Genomic DNA, 20,010 nt, shown 5'->3' with positions numbered 1-20,010 from the left:
AGAGACATCCTTATGCATAAATTAGGGGCGCATTATAACGCCTATTTATTTACTTTATCCTTTATTTTTGCGACTAGGAGCAAAAAAGCCGCGCCAATAATACCCGACATAAGCGAGCCGCTAAGAATGGCGATTTTAGAGATCTCTGCTGCTTGCTCGGCATTCTCCACACCCTTAAACGCAAGCTCGGATACAAAAATCGACATCGTAAAGCCAATCCCTGCTAGCATACCAGCCCCTAGAATCTCACCCCAAGTAATCCCACTAGGACGCGAGGCAATGCCTAATTTCTCACATAAAAATGTGATAAGGAAAATCCCCAAAGGCTTACCGATAAGCAGTCCTAAAACCACGCCTAAAAATATATGATCAAATCCCAAAAGCGCGCTAAAATCTATGCCATCATCAAGCCGCACACCCGCATTGGCAAAGCCAAATAGCGGCATAATGCAATACGCACTCCACGGGTGCAAGGTGCGTTCTAGTCGCCCAAGTGGGCTTTGCACTTGTGCGATAGTCTCACGCATATCACGGAGGCTTCTTACTTGAGATTCATTTAAAAACACCTGCTCATCGCTCTTGCTACGGACAAAATTATCTACCATCGTGCCGACATACGGCGTGAAATCTTGCAGATCAAATTTAGGGCGCACAGGGATACAAAACGCCAAAGCCACAGCAGAAATAGTCGCGTGGATCCCGCTATTATGCACGGCAAACCACAGCACCACACCCACACACAAATACGGAGCTAACGCTCTAACGCCACACTTATTAAGCGCGATAAGCACACAAATAAGCACCGCTGCCAAGCCTAAATACGCATAATTCAAAGTGCTTGTATAAAACAGCGCGATCACCACAATCGCCCCTAGATCATCAACCACTGCAAGCGTTACCAAAAAGACCTTCAACGCCATAGGCACGCGCGATTTAAGGAGCATTATCACCCCAAGAGCAAAGGCAATATCTGTCGCCATAGGGATTCCAAAGCCGTGTGCTGAAGGTGTGCCGGCATTTAGCCCAAAGTAAATCGCTCCGGGGATAAGCATACCGCCAACTGCCGCAAGAGCTGGGAATAACGCCTTTTTCACACTTGCTAGCTCGCCAAAAAGCACCTCGCGCTTAATCTCTAGCCCCACCATTAAGAAAAACAACGCCATAAGCACATCGCTAATCCAATGATGCATACTAAAGCCGATAAATATACTGCCATCTTCTCCTTGTGCGCCAAGATGCGCTAAAAACGGAAATGGATGCATAAGCCCTTGTATCTCTACACCTAGCTTCATATGCCAAAAGTTAAAATACGCTTCGCTTAAAGGGGAGTTTGCCATAATCATCGCAAGCACCGCTGCGAAAAACAAAAACACCCCCCCAAATGCTTCACTTTTTAAAAAATTGACAAACACATCTCGCAATCCTAGCTTCTCTAGATTCCGCTCTGTTGGCTGCATACACACCCCTTGAAAATAAAATGGCGAGATTATAACAATATTTTGCAAGTGTTTTTTGGTAAAATCTCGCGCAAATCCCTAAAACAAAGTCCATATATGCACACAACAACGCAATCCCTATCCGCTCTGCAATCTTATGCAGATCTCTCTTGTGCTAGGCAGGAGCTTTTGCAAGCATTTTGGCAAGATATACTCTCTAGCTCTAGCACACACGGGACGCCTGCAACGCTTGAAGCACTCCTTGAGTATGCTTATAGGCTTGCTAGTGTTGTAGGGCAAATCCCGCCCCAAGCTATGGCGATTGTTTTATCAATAGATTCTAGCAACTTCGCACGATATAAGCAGACACAGACATTTACACACATTATGCAGGCATTAGATTCTATGCTTTGTGCAAGCAATCTTACTAGCGATTCTCTAGTGGCTATGCAAGCTTTGCAATGCGCTATTTTAGCCTGTGAGTCGCCTAAAAGAATCCAAGAGAGCCTAGAGCTTATGCGCCATATTATCGCCACAGGCTTATGTGATATACAACGAGCAAAAAGACTTTTTACAATGCTAGAGATATGTTTCTCACAGGATAAAAAGATCGCCCCTAGCCTAGAATCCACTTCGCGCAATATCTCTACCAAGGCTTTAGAAGATGAGTTTAGCAGCATTGCTAGCGCACTAGAATCCGCCATCCCACATACAAAACCAGCCCTTGACACAGCCAAGGCAAAGCTCCAAAACAAGGGCTTTTCTATCGGTGTAGCCGGTGTGCTAAGTGCGGGGAAAAGCAGCTTTTTAAACGCACTATTAGGCAAGAGTGTGCTAGGCACCTCCACAATCCCAGAGACCGCCGCGCTTACTATCTTGCACTATGGGCAAAGTGAGTGTGCGGAAGTGGAGTTTTTCACCCCGCAAGAGCTTGCCCAGCATAAAAGCAGCGATACACTCACAAATGAGCAAAAAGCCTTGCTAGAAATGGGGCAAAAAGCCATAGCCTGTGAAGAGCTAGCCCACTACACTTCAGCCAACCACAAAAGTGGATTCTACTCTTTAGTCAAGCAGGTAAAGCTCGCCCTACCGCTGGCATTCTTGCAAAATAATGTCGAGATTGTCGATACACCCGGGCTTGATGATCCTGTGCGTATCCGTGAAGAGCTTACAAAATCCTATATCCAGCAGTGTGATATGCTTATTTATGTGATGAATGCAAGCTGTGCGGCTACGCAAAAGGATATGGACTTTATCTTAGAATCGCTCATTGGTGGGCATTTAGCAAGGATACTTGTAGTGCTAACGCGTGCGGATTTGCTTAGTGGCAAAGAGCTAGAATCTAGCCTAAACTACACCCGCCAAAGCCTACAACAAGAGCTGCAAAAAGCACGCTATGATGGCGATATACAAGCCTTGCTAGATAGTATTGACTTTATCCCTGTTTCTTCACTTTTTGCCCTAGGGTATAAAACAGATGATAAAGACATCATCGCTAAAGCACAAGCACAGGGCTTTACACTAGAGCAAACAGGACTGCCCAAAGTGCAAGCCTACCTAGAATCTATGCTCTTTGGCGATAATGCACCCAAGCAAAGAGACTTGCTATATAGCGCGTATAGGGGAGTGCTACTTGAGCTAGATACAGCAAGGCAAAATATAGAGCTACAACAGCGCATAATGCAAGCAAATAGTGAAGATAGACACAAAATAGCACAAGAATTGCGAGATAAAAATGAAAAGCTAAAAGAGTCAATGCACAAAGCCCACAAACAGCTAGAGACATTGGCAAGCGATTTTATGCAGTATTTGCACGAGCTACTATCACTTATCAATGCCCACTTAAACGCCCATATACAAAGGCTTTTTACCCAGCTTTATGATGATGCTATCTATGAATACGCCAAAAACGCAAAGCCAAGCAAAGAACGCGTAGAATCCATAATCAACCAAAGCCTGCAAGATAGCTACCACGATCTTATGCGTGAATACAAATACAAAGTCGCCAAGAAGCTACGCACGCTCAATGAGCTCACACTCTCTACTAATGCCTCTTTGCCCCTAGATACACCCCTAGCAATGCCCATCATAACCCACCCGGATAACTCTGCTGCAATCACCACCCTAGCTAGCACCCTAGCCCTAGCCGTGCTAGAGCTTAATAACGCACACAGCAAAAACTCCCAAGAAAAGCTTCGCGCCAGCTTGCAAGAGCTTTTGCGCACACAGCTAGGAGATTTTACCCACTTGCTCACACAAGAAAATACACGCATACAAGGCTTATTAGAGCAAAGCCTAGCAGCCTATACCAAAGCACAAGAAAATGCCCTGCAAGAGATGATCGCCCACAATCTCTCCACACTAGAATCCACCCTAGCCAAGCAATCTAGCCCAAGTGATATACAAGCCCTAGAATCCACTTTTGCAACGATCCAATCCCTGCACAATGAAGTGCAAATGATCCTTAAGGCTCTGCGATGATCTCTACAAACACCACCCCCCAAGCAATGCAACCCACACAAGCGCATATAGCCCTAGATTCTCCCACACTACTAGAATCCTTTATCCAAGAGTGCTTGCTCACTGCTAGTGCCAATCCTCTAAGCCAAGCTATCCAGCTCACACGCTATGCCCTAAGTCGCACAGACACACTCACCAAAGAGCGCAGTAGCACATTAAACACCCTTGAAAAAAGCCTTGATGAGCCTATATCCATAGCTGTTGTAGGGCAGTTTTCTAGCGGGAAGAGCACTTTTCTTAATGCCATTATAGGGCGTGCGATCCTGCCTAGTGGGATCACGCCTATAACCTCAAAAGTCTGCACGATTTGCTATGGCGGCACATACAGCCTAGAGGCTATCTACAATGATGGCAGATCTGCCACAAAGCCGCTAGAGTTTCTCCACACACTAGATGAGCTAGAAAATCTCCAGATCCGCGAGTTTGTCCTCTACGCCCCAAACCCCCTGCTTCGCTCCATAAGCCTGCTTGATACCCCCGGCTTCAACTCGCAAAATGCCATAGACACTGACACGACTAATGCGATCTTATCGCGTGTCGATGGGATCATCTGGCTCTCTTTGATCGATAATGTCGGCAAGCAAAGTGAAAAAGACATTATAGAATCCCACATCAAGCGTTATCTCTCTAAATCCCTTTGTGTGCTAAACCAAAAAGATCGCCTAGCCAATGATGATGAAGTCCAAACAAGCCTAGAATACGCCAAATCCGCCTTTAGCGGGTGTTTTAGCGAGATTATTGCTATCTCTGCCAAAAATGCCCTAAAGGCTATGCAAATGGCAGAGCAGACACAAACACCACTAGAATCTAGCACTCTATATAGCCAAGCAAATTTCTCTGCTGTGCTAGAGTTTATCACCGCGCTAGCTAGCAATGCCAAAGAGCTGCAATCTAGCAAGCTTATCCGCTCTTTGCAAGAAGTCCTTACCCAAAGTCTAGCAGAGATACACCAAGCCCTAGAATCCACTAGCGCGTATCTACAAATGCTAGAGCGACTTGATAGCACGCTACGATTTAATGCCCTGCAAAGTGGCTTAGAGAAGCAGTTTAACGCCTTTTTCACGCGCTATGACAGCACACTAGAAAGCCTTGCGCAATACATCTTTTCCCAGCTAGAATCCAAAGATTTCACCCTATCTATCACAAGCAAAAATATCCTAGGTATGCAAAATACGCAGTCTCAAACTTTCCAAGCCACCATAATCCCCAAAGACACGATTATAAGCAAGCTCCATAGTGAAGAAAATCGCTTCTTGCTAGATTGCCGCACACTAGGCTTGCAAATAAGCGCGTTTGGGAAGAATGTGGGCGAGTTTTTAGACAATGAGATGAAGACTTTTTGCACGCAAAGTAGCACGCTTGGGCTTAATCAATGCCCAAAGCTTAAAGACTCTTGGCTGGCTTTGTGCCACACTATTACCTCATCACTCCAAGCACAAAATGCCAAAGCTCTATGCACTCTCCAAAGCGAGCTTGATACGCTAAAAACACTCCTTACCCTAAACTACCCAAATGCCATAATGCTAACGCTAAACACCCTAGATAACACAATCAACTACGCTTTGCAAAAGCACAAGCAATCCCCAAAAGACTTCGCGCTTTTCACTCCCACGCTAGAAAATATCCGCGATAGCTTGAATAATGCTCTGCATTTTCTCACATTTCAAGACAAGCTCTCTCTCCACAATGCTTTGTATAAAAAGACCTTATGGGGCTTAAGTCAAGCATATATGGACAATGCCAAGAATGCTGCTATGCATATCGCCCCATATAAAAATACCCTGCAAGAATACACACAAATCCTACAAGACACCAAAGATAAGCTTAACAATCAAGCCTAGTGCGATGAAAATAGGCGATGTGTATTAGGCTTTGCGCTGGGCTTTCTCCTCTAGCCCACTAAGCCCAAAACGCCTTTGCAGCTCGGCTAGCACTTGCTCTGGGTGGATATTATAGTAGGCTAGCCCCACAAGGATATGGTAGAGTAAATCCGCACATTCATAGACAATCTGCGCAGAATCTTTATCTTTTAACGCTAGCACGACTTCTCCTGCTTCTTCAATGATCTTTTTGCCAAAGCCATTGACACCTTTTGCATACAAACTAGCAGTGTAAGAGCTAGATTCTGGTGCGCCCTTGCGCTCTAAAAGCGCGTGATAAAGCGTATCCATAATGTCATAGGCTTGAATGCCATAGACTTGGGAGGGATCATTAGGCGAAGAGGGCGCAAAAGTGGGTTCTAGGGGGCTAGATTTTAAAGTGGTTAAAAAGGTGGATTCTGGGGAAGTTTGGGGTTCTAAGATTGTGGAGCTAGAATCTAGCGTAGTAAAAAAGCAGCTTTTATGCCCTGTGTGGCACGCCGCCCCCACTTGTGTGATGATAAAAAGCAAGGCATCATTATCGCAATCTAGCGCGATGGATTCTACCTTTTGCGTATGTCCGCTGCGCTCGCCCTTTTTCCAAATGCGATTTTTCGAGCGAGAAAAGTAGTGCATATAACCACTCTCTAGTGTGAGTGTTAGAGCCTGCTTATCCATAAAGGCTAGCATTAGCACTTCTTTGCTGCTAGAGTCCTGCACGATAGCGGGCATTAGCGGAGATTTGCCCCAATCAAGCCTAGCTACTATCTCATCTACTACCATAGATAGATCTACCCCTTTATCCTGCCTTTAAGTCCTTGCCACCCTTGGGCGATTGCCACTGCCTTACTTGTCAGATACTGCGGCGTTTTGCTTAGGATTTTTGCTATCGACCCAAATATTTGGCACAGCCCCACCGGGTAGCAAGAAAATCTGCGTATCTTTGTTTTCTTTCAAGGCTTCATTAAACTTGCCCTGTGTCTCGATCTGGCGCAGCTGGATTAGCTGATTATTTAGGCTTTGTCCTACAAGGCGATTAGATTCTGCCACCGCCTTTGCTTCAATGAGCTTGGCATCTGCCACACCTTGGGCTTTAATGCGATTTGCCCTAGCCTCGCCCTCTTCTTCTTGCTGGCGTCTTTGGGCTTTTTGGCGTGCGTTTTGCACCTCTTCTATCTGCTCTCTTACCTTAGGTGGCAGCACGATTTCACGCAGCTCCACAGAGACGAGATTAACCGGGCGGTCTTCATACTGCTCGATTTTGTCCTTAATCCCACTGCTGATAAGCTGGGCGATCTCTCCGCGCTTGCCGGGCAGCTCTTGGGCAGGGTAGTTTCCAATCACGCTTAATGCCACATCACGGATCGCAGGATAGACGATTTTCTCCTGCCACGAAAGCCCCCATTTCTCAATCGTCTTTGGGGCTTTGGTGCTATCTAGGACATATTTGACCGTTAGCTCCACAAGCACTTGCAAGCCATCTCTATCCATTGTGTCAATGGCGTTGTTGCGAAAGATCCCGCGATTTTTCCCTACCAAAATATCATCAGCCCTTGAGAAATTCACCTCGCGCACCTTTGTATCTTCAATAATCACACTTTGCACAAAGGGGATAAAAAAGTGGATTCCAGCTTCAAGGGGCTTTGGATCATAGCGACCCGTAGTAGCCTTAATCCCTGTCTCCCCAGAATTGACAATCACAAATGGACGCGCCATAAAAAAGAGAATCCCTAGCACCACGATAACGATCACAATCGTAACCATCTTGCTGCTAGCCAAATTTGGCGGGATATTAAAGCCCTGAAAATCGCGTGGCGTATTGCCTTCACCCCTATTTCTGCTATCATCTCGCTTACTTCCTGTGCCACGGCGATTATCGCGCGTGTCTTTATCATCGTTATTATCTCTAGGTGGGGTTTGATTTTTCTTGCGTAAATGCTCGTTTAGATCTATTGGCATAGTGTGTCCTTAATCAATGAAAGTTAGATAGCTAGCATATTTTGGATTCTGGTCTTTTTGCGCATTGACTAGCGCGTGAAATTCTGCTTGCAGGGCTTTGGTGATCTGCCCAGCTCCACCAGAGCCGATTGGATAAAAATCCACCTCTCTAATGGGCGTGATCTCCGCAGCCGTCCCGGTGAAAAACGCCTCATCAGCTACATAAAGCTCATCGCGCGTGATATGCCGCTCTAGCACCTCTAGCCCCAAGTCTTTAGCAAGCTCGATAGTCGTAGCCTGTGTGATAGATTCTAGTGTATAGTCGTGCGGTGGGGTGATAAGCTTGCCATCTCGCACGATAAATATACACTCCCCGCTTCCCTCTGCTACAAAGCCCTGCTCATCAAGCAGCAATGCCTCATCACAGCCGCACGCCAAAGCTTCGTATTTTGCCATTTGGGAGTTGAGATAGTTTGCAGCAGCCTTTGCTTTGCCCATAGTAGAGCGGATAGGATTACGCGCAAAGGAGCTGGTTTTGACCTTTATGCCATTATTTATGCCATCTTCGCCAAGATACGCGCCCCACTCCCACGCCGCGATAATTGTCTCCACAGGGGCGTTGATATGCGCCACGCCCATAACGCCATAGCCCAAATACACAAGCGGGCGGATATAAACATTGCCAGAAAAGTCCGCGCGATTTGCTTTAAGCAGCGCGATATGTGCAGCTTCTAGCTCCTCTAGTGTATAAGGGCAATGTAGGCGCAAAATCTTGCACGATCGTAGCAGCCTAGCGCAATGCTCTCTTAGGCGGAAAATCGCCAAGCCCTTAGGCGTCATATACGCCCTTGTGCCTTCAAAGGCAGCGTTGCCATAATGCAGTGTATGGCTTAAGACATGCGTGGTGGCATCTTTCCACGCGATAAGCTCGCCATTTTTCCAAATATAGCTTGATTCTTTCATCGTGATTTCCTTGATTTGTTATGGGATTTAGTCGTGCGATACACTCGCGCGGGTGATTCCATCATCGGCAAACTTGTGCGCTTATGCTCTAAGTAATGTGTCAAAAGTTTTAAACACAGCTGGGCTGGCTCGGCTTGGCTACTTAGCTGATTATAAGTATCTATGGCTTCTTGTGAAATCTTAGTCGCTAGCAAGTCATCAAGCTTTTTAGCAATATTTACAGGCAGCTCAAATAGCTCTAGCTTGCTGCCGACATCTTCTTGGATTCTTTGCAGCTCTTTATACTCTAGTGGGCTTACAAGCGTGATCGCCACGCCCTTTTTCCCCGCGCGTCCTGTGCGCCCTATGCGGTGGATATAGCTTTCTGGATTGAGCGGGATATGGTAGTTAAATACATGGCTCACATCGCTAATATCAAGCCCGCGACTTGCCACATCAGTAGCGACTAGGATCTGCACGCTTTTATTCTTAAACTCCGTGATCGCCGCGCGTCTTGTGCGCTGGTCTAAATCCCCGTGCAATGCCACAGATGCATAGCCCTGCGCGTTAAGGAAAGTGTTTAGCGTGTCGGCTTCTTTTTTGGTGCGAGTAAAGATGATAGAGCGCGTGGGGGTTTGGGTATCAAGCAGGCGGATAATGGCTTCATTGCGCTCATTATCATTGATGACATAGTAGCGTTGCGTAATATCGGTGTTTGCCACTTCTGTGGGGGTGATTTTGATTTTGGTGGGGTTTAGTAAGATTTTATCCGCAAGCTCTTGGATAGGCTTTGGCATAGTCGCTGAAAACAGCAGCACTTGAATCTCGCTTGGCAGATAGCTAAAGATCTCTTCAATATCGTCCAAAAATCCCATATCAAGCATTTCATCGCTCTCATCAAGCACGACAATGCGCGGCGCGAAATTGCGCAGGCGGTTGTTTTTCAAATGATCTAGTAGTCTGCCCGGAGTAGCGATCATCATCTGCGGATTTTTGTCTAAAAAGCTAATTTGGTGCTTGATATTTTGCCCACCATAGACACAAATCGTGCGCGTGCGGCAGAATTTACCAAGCTTGAATGCCTCATCGCTAATTTGCATAGCAAGCTCTCTTGTAGGCGTGATGACAAGGGCTTCTACTTCGCCATTGTTGCGGAGATTGTGCAAGATAGGTAGGACAAAGGCGGCAGTTTTGCCCGTGCCTGTTTGGGCTTGGGCGATGAGATCGCCTCCTTGCAAAATCGCCGGGATCGCTTCTGCTTGGATCGGGCTTGGCACGCTAAATCCCGCTAACTCTATACCTCTTAATACGGAGCGTTTAAGCCCCAAATCACTAAAGTTTTGTTCTTGTGGTTCTTGTGATTGCTGCATTATGGATCTTTGTTATAGTCTCAAAAATGGCGTAATTATACTTTGACAGACTTATAATTTTCTTATGTGATTAGCCCATAAGTTTGGCATTTAGCGCACTTGCTCGCCATTGATAAGCAGTCTACGCACCTTGTCTGCTAGCAGGATAAAATGCACTTCTGGCTGGGTAGAATCCTTGATACCCTTAATCTCAAACACCGCCATATCCGCGCTTTTTCCACTCTCTAGCGTGCCATTAGCAAGCCCTAGGGCTTTGGCATTGCCCCTTGTGGCAGCAAGCAGCAGCAAACGCGCAAGCCTCGGCAGATCATAATCCATACCAAAAAGCCCCGCACGCAATTCATCAAGCATATTGGTATTGGCATTAGAGCTTGCGCCATCACTGCCTATGCCAAGATTCTCCACTAGGCTAGAATCCAGCTTTTTTAGATCAAGCATAGAGCCGCTAAGCAGGCGATTAGATCTCGGGCAGGTGATGAGAGAGTGCCCCTGCTGCGCTAAAAAAGTGGATTCTAGGGGGTGCAAGGCGGTGCAATGCACAAAAGATGTGCGCATAGATGAAAAAAGCTCCATAAACTCCTGCGGTGTGTAGTAGGGGACTGGGCTAGGGATCTTTAACACTTGTGTATAAAAGTCATAAAACCACCCCTTAGGCGCGGTGGCGCGATCTTTGGACTCTAGCCAAACTCGCTCGGCATTAGATTCTAAAAAATGCGCACTAAGCGTGCAAGACATCTCGCAAGGATTATTGCAAGGATTATTGATAGTATGGGTAGGGCGCGTGGATTCTAAAGCTTGCTTAGAAAAAGCCTCTTTAGCAAAGGCGATGATATGCTTTGCTAGCACGCTATGCACAGAATAGGGCGCGTGCAGGGCAAGAGCCGGGAAAAAGCTCCTAGAAGAGAGCTTTTTAGCCTCATAGAATCGTGCTTTCACATCTGCTAGCAAGGTATCAAGCGCAGCAGGATTTGCCCCAATGGCTTCGCTAAAATACACCACCTTTAGCGCGCTTTTGGCTAATGCTTGCATATCTGCTCCATAGCTAGAGATCGCCCCCACACTCCCCACACCAGAGTCTAGCTGCTCATCTATGGTGGATTCTATGGCGGTGGGCATATCAGCTAGCACGCTATCGCGCTTACTCATCACACTTGCTAGCCAGCCCTCAAAGCTCCCATACACAAAGCTTGTAGAATTGCTACTAAACTCAAAATGAATGTGGGCGTTGATGAGGGCAGGGAGCAAGACGCAACCGCTAAAAAACTCTGTTTCTAATGTTGGCGTTGGCTTTTTGCGAAAAAGCGGGGAGTTTGTGGCTCGCTGTGTCGATAGACCGCAAGTCTTATCTCCTTGCTCGCCACTACACAACCCCGCTTTTTCATCAAAAATCCTGCCGCCTGCGAGGTGGCTATCAAACACATTTTCAGCCTTTGCGTTCTGCGGCGTGTTTAAACTTTCGGCATTTTCCCTAGAATCCACTTTTTCTAAAGAAACCTGCGAGCTCACGCTCGCACCGCTTCGCTTGTTTTCTAAAGAAACTGCGTTTTCACTAATGGCGTTGTTTTCTGTCATTGCGAGCCGCTGCGTAGCAGTGGCGTGGCAATCCATTTTTTCTTTAGAATCCGCTTTCGCGCCTTTATGGATCGCCACGACTTCCTTGCGGAAGTCTCGCGATGACAAAAAGGTGGAGTCGGCTTGCTCGTGTGGATTTTGCGCGTTCCTAGAATCCACTTTTTTATTAGCGGCGTTTTTTCTGTCATTGCGAGCGGATTGAAAATCCGCGTGGCAATCCATAGCTTCACAACTAGAATCCACTTTTTCTAAAGAAGCTATGCTTTGTATTTTTTCAGCATTGTTTAAAAAAGTGGATTCTAGCTCCAAAATCTTAGAATCGCTTGGGCTTTTTGTGTATTTTGCTACTAGCTCTTCATACCCCCCCACCTCCACAATCCTCTCCCCCTCATACACCACGCCCCCATCACGGATAATGCAAAACTCCCTATCGCAGACAAACACCACACTCGCGCCAATGATTTTCATCGCCATTCCTTACACACTCTAGCTAGATTCTGCTTTATAGCTTATGCAATCTTAATAAAAAATACATTACAATCGCGCCCAAACTCACACGCCGGAGATCCTATGAGCAAGCCCCACACCCCAAAGGACTCTTCCCATCACTCCCCACAGCCCAGCCCATCACAATCCCATCTGCCACAATCCCAAAAATCTCTACAAAAACCCCCGATAGAAGAGATATGCGACTTTCTGTGTGCCTACTCTAGTGCCTTGCTACAAAGCGGAGCCTACACGGCACGCGTGATTAAATGCACCAATAGAATCGGGCAGAGCTTTGGCTATGAAGTGCATTTAAGCGTGTTTTTACAATACATCACAATCAATATCGCTGATAAAAAAGACTACAACAACCGCCGCACACAAGTGATCAAAAATATGCACCTAGGTATGGATCTCTCGCTTATCTCAAACCTTAGCGCACTAAGCTGGCAAATCTATGATGAAAATATCTCCTTGCAAGAGGCAAAGGAGCATTTTTCCTATATCTGCGCGAAAAAATCGCGCTCTTTAGTGCTAGGTGCGCTGCTTATCCCGCTAGGAAATGCGACATTTTGCAAGCTATTTGATGGAGATTTTGGCGCGCTTTTATGTATATTTGTGGGGACTTTTATGGGGTTTTTTATGCGCAATTTCTTTAACAAAATCCGCCTAGACAATCGCGCCCAGCTACTCTTTGCCTCCTTTATTGTCTCATTTGTCGCTTATATTGGCGTGTGGCTAGGACTTAGCAAGACCCCGGGTGTAGCCATTGGCGGCAGTATTTTGTATCTAATCCCGGGTGCGCTGATTTTAAACGCCTTTGTAGATATTATCCACGAAAACACCCTTATGGGTATCAGCCGACTTATCAATATGATGGTGCTTATGATGTGTATCGCAGCAGGCGTGTATCTCACGCTAGCTATCACCAATGCGAGTGTGCTGTGATGCTAGAGCTTTATCCCCATATCCAAGAAGTGCTGTATGCGACCTCGTGGCACGATTCACTCATTATGGCAATGCTTGTGGATTTTGTCTTTGCCTTTATCGCAGGGCTTGGCTTTGCTTATGGGCTTAATCCACTCAAGCGCACGATTTTTTGGAGTGCGCTTTTTGCTGGGCTTGGCTACAATATCCGCTTTGGGCTTATGCAGCTGCCCATTGTTAGCTTCGTGGGGGCGAGCTTTTGCGCGAGCTTGTGTATAGGGCTTTTGGCGATCGTGGTGGCAAAGCGCGTCAAAGCTCCCATAGAAGTGATCGTCTTCCCCTCTCTTCTGCCGATGTTTCCGGGAAGCTATGGATATAAAAGTATCTTATCGCTACTCTCATTTGTGCAGCAGCGCGATGATAAGGCGCGGCTCGATTATTTGCTGCTCTTTTTTGATAATTTTACGATTATGTTCTCTGTCTCTTTGGCTCTTGTAGCAGGCGTGCTTATTGTATTTTCTATCTTTTATGAGCAGAGCTTTATGATGACAAGAGGGCTTAAAAAGCTCTCAATGCGCGACCACTAAGCCCTAGAATCCACTTTTTACAATCGTTTTGTATCATAATGATTCTAAGGGTTGCGGTGGGGCTGTGGTTGTTTTACGCGATTTTTTGGGTAGAGCTAGACTAGAGGTCTGCGGTTGCCCAAAAAATCGCGTAATCAATCGCATTGCTCGCCCAAGACTGAATCACTAGCCCTAGAATCCACTTTGCTGCATTAGTGCAAGAAATGCCTCACACCGGTAAAATAAAGCGCGATCTTATGCTCATCTGCCGCGTTTATCACTTCTTCATCACGCAGGCTACCGCCGGGCTGGATTATGGCTCTAACGCCTGCTTTGGCAGCTAGATCCACACTATCACGGAATGGGAAAAATGCTTCACTTGCCATAGCACACCCTGCGGTGTCAAGCCCCATATCGTGCGCTTTGGCAAGGGCGGCGCGCTGGGCATCGACCCTGCTTGTCATACCCATACCTATGGCAATTAGCGTGCTATCTTTGACATAAGTTATGCAATTAGACTTGGTAAGTGCGGCGATTGTGTAGGCGATATGCAGATCTTGTAGCGTGCTAGGATCTGCTATGGCTTGACTCTTAAGCGTGGCATTTGCTAGCTCATCGCTTGTGATGTGATCACTCTGCTGATAGACAAAGCCTCCGCCAATATGCTTAAAGTCCATAGGATCTAGTGGCAGGGCTAGGGCTGGGGCAAAAGTGGATTCTAGGGATTTTTTGGAGGTGGATTCTAAAGTGGATTCTAGCGCGGCGGAGGCTAGGGCGAAGATTTTCATTCTCTTTTTTGGTGCGAAAATCTCTAGGGCTTCTTGGGTAATATCACTTGCCACTAGCACTTCGATGAATGTCTTGCTCATCTCTTGTGCTAGGGCTTGATCGACTACGCCATTTACTGCTACCACGCCACCATACGCGCTCACACTATCGCACGCTAGGGCTGCTTGGTAGGATTCTAGCAGGCTCTCTTTCATCGCAAAGCCACAAGGATTGCCGTGCTTGATGATACTTACTGCCTTTTTGTCTCCAAAGCTAGAGGCTAAACGCAGCGCGCTATAAATATCGGTAAAGTTATTGAAGCTTGGCTCACCTTTGAGTATGCGTAAATTGCGGCTATAAAAGCTCTCAAACTCATACAACGCGCCTTTTTGGTGGGGGTTCTCGCCATAGCGCGTTTGCAGCACCTTTTTCCCGCTGATAAACACCATCTCCCCAAAGCCATCGCAAAAGCGCGTATTCATATAATTAGCAATGGTGGCATCATAGTGGGCAGTGTGGCTAAAGGCTTTTATCATCATTTGCTGCCTAAGCTCTAGGGTGTTTTGCCCATTTTTTAGCGCGGTGATAATGCTAGGATAATCGCTAGGGCTTGTGATGACTAGCACAGATTGATACGCTTTCGCCGCGGCTCGCACCATACTAGGACCACCTATATCGATATTTTCTATAATCTCATCAAAATTGCTTGTGCGCTGGGTGGTTTCATAAAATGGATAGAGATTGACACACACAAGATCGATGGCGTGTATATTATGCGCCTTTGCTTGCTCCAAATCTTTGGCATTGTCCCTGCGGTGCAAAATACCGCCGTGGATTTTAGGGTGCAGTGTTTTGACCCTGCCATCAAAGAGCTCTGGGCTTTGTGTATAGGAGCTTACCTCTGTGGCTTTGATATTAGCTGCTAGGAGGGCTTGTAGCGTGCCACCTGTGGATAAAATCTCAAAGCCTAGCTGCGTAAGCTCTCTAGCAAATTCTACAATGCCACTTTTATCACTGACACTAAGGAGGGCTTTTTTCATCATAGTAACCTTTCTGTTTGAGTTGGATCTAGGCTTTGCCTTGCTCGCCACGATTGTTAGCACAATCTCGCAAATGCAAGTAAAGCAGCTAGATCTAGCTTTGTCAAAGCTTTGTTTAAGGCGTATTATATCGCTAAGGGCTTAAATATTTAATGCTATAATGCCCGCTTCACAAATCTAGCGCGATAAGGACTTCTATGCTACTTTTTACCCCCGGACCAACCCCCACGCCAGAATCTATCCGCCACGCGATGGCGACCCCCACGCTTCATCACCGCACCAAGGAGTTTGAAAGCATTTTTGCCAAGGCTAGGCTAGGGCTACAAGCAATGCTTAATATGGAAGAAGTGCTAATGCTAGCAAGTAGCGGCACAGGAGCTATGGAAGCAAGTGTGCTGCAATTTTGCCATAGCAAGCTTCTTAGCATTAGCTGCGGGAAGTTTGGGCAAAGGTGGGGCAAGATCGCGCTAGCAAACAATCTCCCCTACACCGAGCTTGCCACAGAGTGGGACACGCCCATAAGCGTGCAAGAAGTGCTAGAAGCCCTGCAGAGCGACCCTAGCATTGATACTCTAGCCCTGCAAGTGTGTGAGTCTGCTGGGGGGCTGCGGCTGCCTTTGGAGCAAATCGCGCGTGAAGTGAAGACATACAGGCAGGATATTATCATCATCGCTGATGCCATTACGGCTATGGGCGTAGAGCCCATAGATACGACATATATTGATGTCCTAATCGGCGGAAGTCAAAAGGCATTTATGCTCCCACCGGGTATGAGTATCGTGGGGCTTTCACAAAGAGCATTAGAGGCGTTAGAAAATCGCCCCACACACAAAGGCGGGCTCTACTTTCACTTCCTTACAGAGCGAAAAAACCAGCGCAAAAACACCACCGCTTGGACCGCGCCGACCACACTTATCACCGGACTTGTGCGGTATTTTGAAATAGTCCAAGCCCTAGCTAGCTCCAATTTAGACTCCGCACTAGAATCCACTTTTGCACAAGAGCTAGACCCTACACTATTGCAGCAGGGCTTTGCCAAAGCATATACCCACACAAAAGCCCTAGCCCTAGCCACGCGTGAAGCCATAGCCGCGCTAGGCTTATCTCTCTATCCCAAATCCCCTGCCCTAGCGATGAGTGCCATAGCCCACGCAAAAGCCGCAGAAATCCGCGCAAGTATGAAAGCCCTAGGCGTGAATGTCGCCGCTGGGCAAGACCATATCAAAGATAGCATTTTCCGTATCAATCATATGGGGCTTATCCATATCTATGAAGCAAGCTATGTGATAAACGCACTAGAGCTAAGCCTAGATGCGCTTGGGCTACGCAGCTTTGATGGCGTAGGCAATGCAAGCTTTTTTGCCTCTCTACAAGCGCAAAAAGCCCTATAATGCGCCCCTTACTTCATCTAATCTCGCTTGGCTGCACGAAAAACCTTGTCGATAGTGAGGTTATGCTAGGGCGGCTTAGCGCGTGTGAAATAAGCGATGATATAGCTAGGGCAGATGTGATTATCATCAATACTTGTGGCTTTATCCAAGCAGCAAAGCAAGAGAGTATCCAAACGATCTTAGAAGCGGCAAATGCGCGTAAAAAGGGCGCGCTACTTGTGGTAAGCGGCTGTCTAAGCGAGCGATATGCCACAGAGCTAGAGCAAGAAATCCCAGAGATTGACTTAATCATCGGCGTGCGCGATTACGCTAAAATCGACACACTTTTAGAGCAAAAGGGCTTTAGCTTTCCGCGCTTTTTTGCTGCTCCTAATACCTTTGCTACAAGCCCTAAGAGCGCGGCGCAAGCTAGCAGGATCGCCTCTAGTAAGGATAAAGTCTTTTTAGCAGATGAAACACATAAGCGAGTCATCGCAAACTCCCGCCTACACGCCTATATCAAGCTTTCTGAAGGCTGCAATCAGCTCTGCTCCTTTTGCGCGATCCCAAGCTTTAAAGGCAAGCTCCAATCCCGCCCTATCGCCTCTATTTTACGCGAGGTGGAGAATCTAGCCAAGCAGGGCTTTGTGGATTTTAGCTTCATCGCCCAAGATTCTAGCTCCTACTTGCGCGATCAAGGGCAAACAGACGGGCTAATCCAGCTCATAAAAGCCCTAGATACGCAAAATATCGCCCAAAACGCTAGAATCCACTATCTCTACCCCACCACCACAAGCCCCAAGCTCATCGAAGCGATGATTAGCTCGCCCATCGTGCAAAACTACTTTGATATGCCCTTGCAGCATATCGCAGATGATATGCTAAAACGAATGCGCCGCAACCACACAAGCACGCAAGCTAGAGAGCTACTAAGACTTATGAAAGAAGCACCCAATGCCTTTTTGCGCAGCACCTTTATCATAGGACATCCGGGCGAGAGTGAGGGGGAGTTTGCGCAGTTGCAAGAGTTTTTAGAAGAAGGGGTGTTTGATTGCGTCAATCTCTTTGCGTTTTCTAGTGAAGAAGGCACGCTAGCGCATACGATGAGCGGCATAGTCCCCACGAAGACCACCAATGCTAGACTAAAGATCTTGCAAAAGCTTTTAGCAAAGCAGGCAAAAGAGCGTGCCAAAGCCCTGCAAGGTGCGAGAGTGCAGGCATTTATAGAGTCTAAAAGTGCGGTAAGCGAGTATTTTTACAGCGCGCGAGATCATAGGTGGGGGCTAGAGATTGATGGGGAGATTTTGATAAACGAGCTAGATCCTAGCCTAGAGGCGCAAGTGGATTCTAGTGGGCTTGCGCCCGGGCTATATGAAGTGCAAATCACACAGGCAAAGGACACAATGCTCCTAGGTAGTGCGCTTAGGAAGTTATAGCGATGAAATGCGCGCTTGTGGGGTGTGGATATTGGGGGGAAAAGGTGCTAAGTGCTTTGTGTAAGCCGCAAGAGTCGCGGGATTTAGGCGTGCTAGAGCCTTATGGCAAAGGCGTGCTACACAGCGCGGAATTTGAGCTTGTAGGTGTGTATGATAGCCATTTAGATAATGCGCAAAAGGCGCGAGAATCTTGCCCGAGCGTGCATATCTATCCTAGCTTTGAAGCCTTGCTAGCAGATAGGCAGATACAAGCGGTGTTTATCATCACGCCCCCGGCTAGCCATTTTGCCCTAGCTAAAGCCGCCCTAGAAGCAAAAAAGCACATCTTTGTGGAAAAGCCCCTAGCTCTAAGCTCTAAAGAGTGCGCCTTGCTCTATGAGCTAGCAGCTAGGCAGGGTGTGGTGGTGCATTGCGATCATATCTTTTTGTATGCGCCAGCGGTGCAGTGGCTAAAGGCGCATATCCACGAGCTAGGCGAGATCTGCTCTATCCACGCACGGCGTGAGAGCTTGGGGCGATTGCAAAAAGAAGTAAGCGTGGTGTGGGATCTTGCCTTGCACGATATAGCGATTTTGGACTATGTGCTAGGGGCGGGCGTGCTAGAGCAGATGAAGCCCTCTGCTAGGGTGGTGGAAGCAGGCGGCTATCGTGCTGTGGCGGACATAGGCTTGGTGGATACGCGCACGACTATTGCGATCCATACCTCTTGGCTCTCGCCTACAAAGGTGCGTGAAATGGTGATCGTGGGGAGGAGTGGGAGAGGGGTGATATATAACGAGGTGGCAGAAAATAAACTCGCTATGTTTGCTATGGATTCGGCTTTACTTGGGGAGGATTCGGCTTTGCGCGATAAAGCAGGGAGTTTGTGGCTCGCTTCGTCGATAGACACCCAAGTCTTATCTCCTTGCTCGCCACTGCACAACCCTGCTTTCTCATCGCAAATCCTAGAATCCACTTTTGATAAAAACGCAAAATTACAAAACGAGGATTCTAGCCCTAACGCCCATTTTTCTGTCATTGCGAGCCGCGATAGCGGCGTGGCAATCCACAAAGGCGCAAAAGTGGATTCTAGCAATGACTATTCTGCTAGCGCAGAATGTATGGATTCTAAAGAAACATCGGCTAACGCCGAGCGGTATCCCTTGTTTTCTAAAGAAGCTACGCTTTGCCACACCACTGCTACCGCAGCGGCTCGCAATGACAGAAGAAACACGATTGATGAAAAAGTGGATTCTAGCAAGCAAGCCAAAAATGTAAGCAAGCAGCCAAAGGATTCTAGGATTTTTACTCAAAACGCCCCAAGTGTAAGCGACTCGCAGGCGGCAGGATTTTCTAAAAAAACATCGGCTAACGCCAAGTTTTGCGACAACAACGCAAAAGCTGAAAATGTGTTTGATAGCCACGCCGCAGGCGGCAGGATTGTTGATACAAACGCAGAATTACAAAAAGCGGATTCTAGCAAGCAGCCAAAGGATTCTAGGATTTTGGAGATAGAATCGGGGCTTTTCAAGCGCGTGCAAAGGCGCATACTTGGCGTATGTAACTGCAGCACGCGCGCAGAAATCGCCGATTCTAGCCCAAAAGCCGAATCCACCAAGCAAAAGCCAATGCCAGAATCAAGCCAAGCTGAACTCCCCACCACTCCGCCACTTATCTCTTCCATCGCCCATTTTTACGCCCAAATCACACAAGGACAAATATGCCAAGAATTAGCCAGCCACACCTTGCGTGTAGTCCAGATCCTAGAGCAAATCGATGTAGCCACTTTACGCTAAGAGAT

Annotated in this window: 14 protein-coding genes; 7 read left to right on the top strand and 7 right to left on the bottom strand. The window is 47.2% G+C overall.

Annotated elements, in window-relative coordinates; all coding sequences use genetic code 11:
* Positions 1 to 41: 41 nt before the first annotated feature.
* Positions 42 to 1,457 (bottom strand): Na+/H+ antiporter NhaA, encoded by a 1,416-nt coding sequence (nhaA, locus tag NYG90_RS01240; RefSeq protein ID WP_285256350.1) that lies wholly within the window; start codon positions 1,455 to 1,457, stop codon positions 42 to 44.
* 96 nt (positions 1,458 to 1,553) lie between these two features.
* Between nhaA and NYG90_RS01235 the strand changes: the two genes are divergently transcribed.
* Positions 1,554 to 3,917 carry a dynamin family protein gene (locus NYG90_RS01235; protein WP_285256349.1) on the top strand — a complete coding sequence of 788 codons (2,364 nt, stop codon included), beginning with the start codon at positions 1,554 to 1,556 and terminating at the stop codon, positions 3,915 to 3,917.
* Positions 3,914 to 5,797 (top strand): dynamin family protein, encoded by a 1,884-nt coding sequence (locus NYG90_RS01230; RefSeq protein ID WP_285256348.1) that lies wholly within the window; start codon positions 3,914 to 3,916, stop codon positions 5,795 to 5,797. The genes NYG90_RS01235 and NYG90_RS01230 overlap by 4 nt, the downstream gene beginning before the upstream one ends.
* A gap of 24 nt (positions 5,798 to 5,821) precedes the next feature.
* Here the strand turns inward: NYG90_RS01230 and hisIE are convergent, their stop codons facing one another.
* The 5 genes from hisIE to NYG90_RS01205 all read right to left on the bottom strand — a co-directional run bounded on the left by hisIE (position 5,822) and on the right by NYG90_RS01205 (position 12,105).
* Positions 5,822 to 6,598 (bottom strand): bifunctional phosphoribosyl-AMP cyclohydrolase/phosphoribosyl-ATP diphosphatase HisIE, encoded by a 777-nt coding sequence (gene hisIE, locus NYG90_RS01225; protein ID WP_285256347.1) that lies wholly within the window; start codon positions 6,596 to 6,598, stop codon positions 5,822 to 5,824.
* A gap of 63 nt (positions 6,599 to 6,661) precedes the next feature.
* A complete protein-coding gene (locus NYG90_RS01220; protein ID WP_285256346.1) occupies positions 6,662 to 7,774 on the bottom strand; it encodes a prohibitin family protein in 1,113 nt (370 codons plus the stop codon).
* Positions 7,775 to 7,783: 9 nt separating this feature from the next.
* The gene (locus NYG90_RS01215) at positions 7,784 to 8,716 is read right to left on the bottom strand and encodes a branched-chain amino acid transaminase (protein ID WP_115011110.1); all 933 of its coding nucleotides are present in this window, start codon (positions 8,714 to 8,716) and stop codon (positions 7,784 to 7,786) included.
* Positions 8,713 to 10,065, bottom strand: coding sequence for a DEAD/DEAH box helicase (locus NYG90_RS01210; RefSeq protein WP_350338532.1), 1,353 nt, complete (start codon positions 10,063 to 10,065; stop codon positions 8,713 to 8,715). Before NYG90_RS01210 ends, NYG90_RS01215 begins: the two co-directional genes overlap by 4 nt.
* A gap of 90 nt (positions 10,066 to 10,155) precedes the next feature.
* Complete coding sequence (locus tag NYG90_RS01205; protein ID WP_285256345.1) at positions 10,156 to 12,105, bottom strand: amidohydrolase family protein; 1,950 nt, start codon at positions 12,103 to 12,105, stop codon at positions 10,156 to 10,158.
* Positions 12,106 to 12,207: 102 nt separating this feature from the next.
* On the opposite strand from NYG90_RS01205, the gene NYG90_RS01200 reads away from it, so the two are divergent.
* Together NYG90_RS01200 and NYG90_RS01195 are read left to right on the top strand one after the other, a co-directional pair.
* Complete coding sequence (locus NYG90_RS01200; protein ID WP_285264580.1) at positions 12,208 to 13,071, top strand: threonine/serine exporter family protein; 864 nt, start codon at positions 12,208 to 12,210, stop codon at positions 13,069 to 13,071.
* Entirely contained in the window at positions 13,071 to 13,637 is a 567-nt protein-coding gene (locus NYG90_RS01195) for a threonine/serine exporter family protein (RefSeq protein WP_285256343.1), read from the top strand. The genes NYG90_RS01200 and NYG90_RS01195 overlap by 1 nt, the downstream gene beginning before the upstream one ends.
* A 191-nt stretch (positions 13,638 to 13,828) precedes the next feature.
* Here the strand turns inward: NYG90_RS01195 and purH are convergent, their stop codons facing one another.
* Positions 13,829 to 15,424, bottom strand: coding sequence for a bifunctional phosphoribosylaminoimidazolecarboxamide formyltransferase/IMP cyclohydrolase (gene purH, locus NYG90_RS01190; RefSeq protein ID WP_285256342.1), 1,596 nt, complete (start codon positions 15,422 to 15,424; stop codon positions 13,829 to 13,831).
* Between the two features lie 197 nt (positions 15,425 to 15,621).
* Between purH and NYG90_RS01185 the strand changes: the two genes are divergently transcribed.
* Genes NYG90_RS01185 through NYG90_RS01175 form a run of 3 tightly spaced genes read left to right on the top strand, consistent with a single transcriptional unit; the run spans position 15,622 to position 20,005 of the window.
* Complete coding sequence (locus NYG90_RS01185; RefSeq protein WP_285256341.1) at positions 15,622 to 16,815, top strand: pyridoxal-phosphate-dependent aminotransferase family protein; 1,194 nt, start codon at positions 15,622 to 15,624, stop codon at positions 16,813 to 16,815.
* Positions 16,815 to 18,230, top strand: a complete 1,416-nt coding sequence (gene rimO / locus NYG90_RS01180) for a 30S ribosomal protein S12 methylthiotransferase RimO (RefSeq protein WP_285256340.1) — start codon at positions 16,815 to 16,817, stop codon at positions 18,228 to 18,230. The genes NYG90_RS01185 and rimO overlap by 1 nt, the downstream gene beginning before the upstream one ends.
* A 2-nt stretch (positions 18,231 to 18,232) precedes the next feature.
* A complete protein-coding gene (locus tag NYG90_RS01175; RefSeq protein WP_285256339.1) occupies positions 18,233 to 20,005 on the top strand; it encodes a Gfo/Idh/MocA family protein in 1,773 nt (590 codons plus the stop codon).
* Positions 20,006 to 20,010 lie beyond the last annotated feature (5 nt).

The organism is Helicobacter zhangjianzhongii (genome assembly GCF_030249855.1).
Classification (GTDB): domain Bacteria; phylum Campylobacterota; class Campylobacteria; order Campylobacterales; family Helicobacteraceae; genus Helicobacter_B; species Helicobacter_B zhangjianzhongii.
Note: the sequence above shows the minus strand (reverse complement) of the source record. Positions and strands in the feature narration are given on the sequence as shown.

Bases quoted from the DNA above. Each gene is read 5' to 3' on its own strand.
- nhaA (WP_285256350.1), bottom strand. From the start codon at position 1,457: ATGCAGCCAACAGAGCGGAATCTAGAGAAGCTAGGATTGCGAGATGTG.
- NYG90_RS01235 (WP_285256349.1), top strand. From the start codon at position 1,554: ATGCACACAACAACGCAATCCCTATCCGCTCTGCAATCTTATGCAGAT.
- NYG90_RS01230 (WP_285256348.1), top strand. From the start codon at position 3,914: ATGATCTCTACAAACACCACCCCCCAAGCAATGCAACCCACACAAGCG.
- hisIE (WP_285256347.1), bottom strand. From the start codon at position 6,598: ATGGTAGTAGATGAGATAGTAGCTAGGCTTGATTGGGGCAAATCTCCG.
- NYG90_RS01220 (WP_285256346.1), bottom strand. From the start codon at position 7,774: ATGCCAATAGATCTAAACGAGCATTTACGCAAGAAAAATCAAACCCCA.
- NYG90_RS01215 (WP_115011110.1), bottom strand. From the start codon at position 8,716: ATGAAAGAATCAAGCTATATTTGGAAAAATGGCGAGCTTATCGCGTGG.
- NYG90_RS01210 (WP_350338532.1), bottom strand. From the start codon at position 10,065: ATGCAGCAATCACAAGAACCACAAGAACAAAACTTTAGTGATTTGGGG.
- NYG90_RS01205 (WP_285256345.1), bottom strand. From the start codon at position 12,105: ATGAAAATCATTGGCGCGAGTGTGGTGTTTGTCTGCGATAGGGAGTTT.
- NYG90_RS01200 (WP_285264580.1), top strand. From the start codon at position 12,208: ATGAGCAAGCCCCACACCCCAAAGGACTCTTCCCATCACTCCCCACAG.
- NYG90_RS01195 (WP_285256343.1), top strand. From the start codon at position 13,071: ATGCTAGAGCTTTATCCCCATATCCAAGAAGTGCTGTATGCGACCTCG.
- purH (WP_285256342.1), bottom strand. From the start codon at position 15,424: ATGAAAAAAGCCCTCCTTAGTGTCAGTGATAAAAGTGGCATTGTAGAA.
- NYG90_RS01185 (WP_285256341.1), top strand. From the start codon at position 15,622: ATGCTACTTTTTACCCCCGGACCAACCCCCACGCCAGAATCTATCCGC.
- rimO (WP_285256340.1), top strand. From the start codon at position 16,815: ATGCGCCCCTTACTTCATCTAATCTCGCTTGGCTGCACGAAAAACCTT.
- NYG90_RS01175 (WP_285256339.1), top strand. From the start codon at position 18,233: ATGAAATGCGCGCTTGTGGGGTGTGGATATTGGGGGGAAAAGGTGCTA.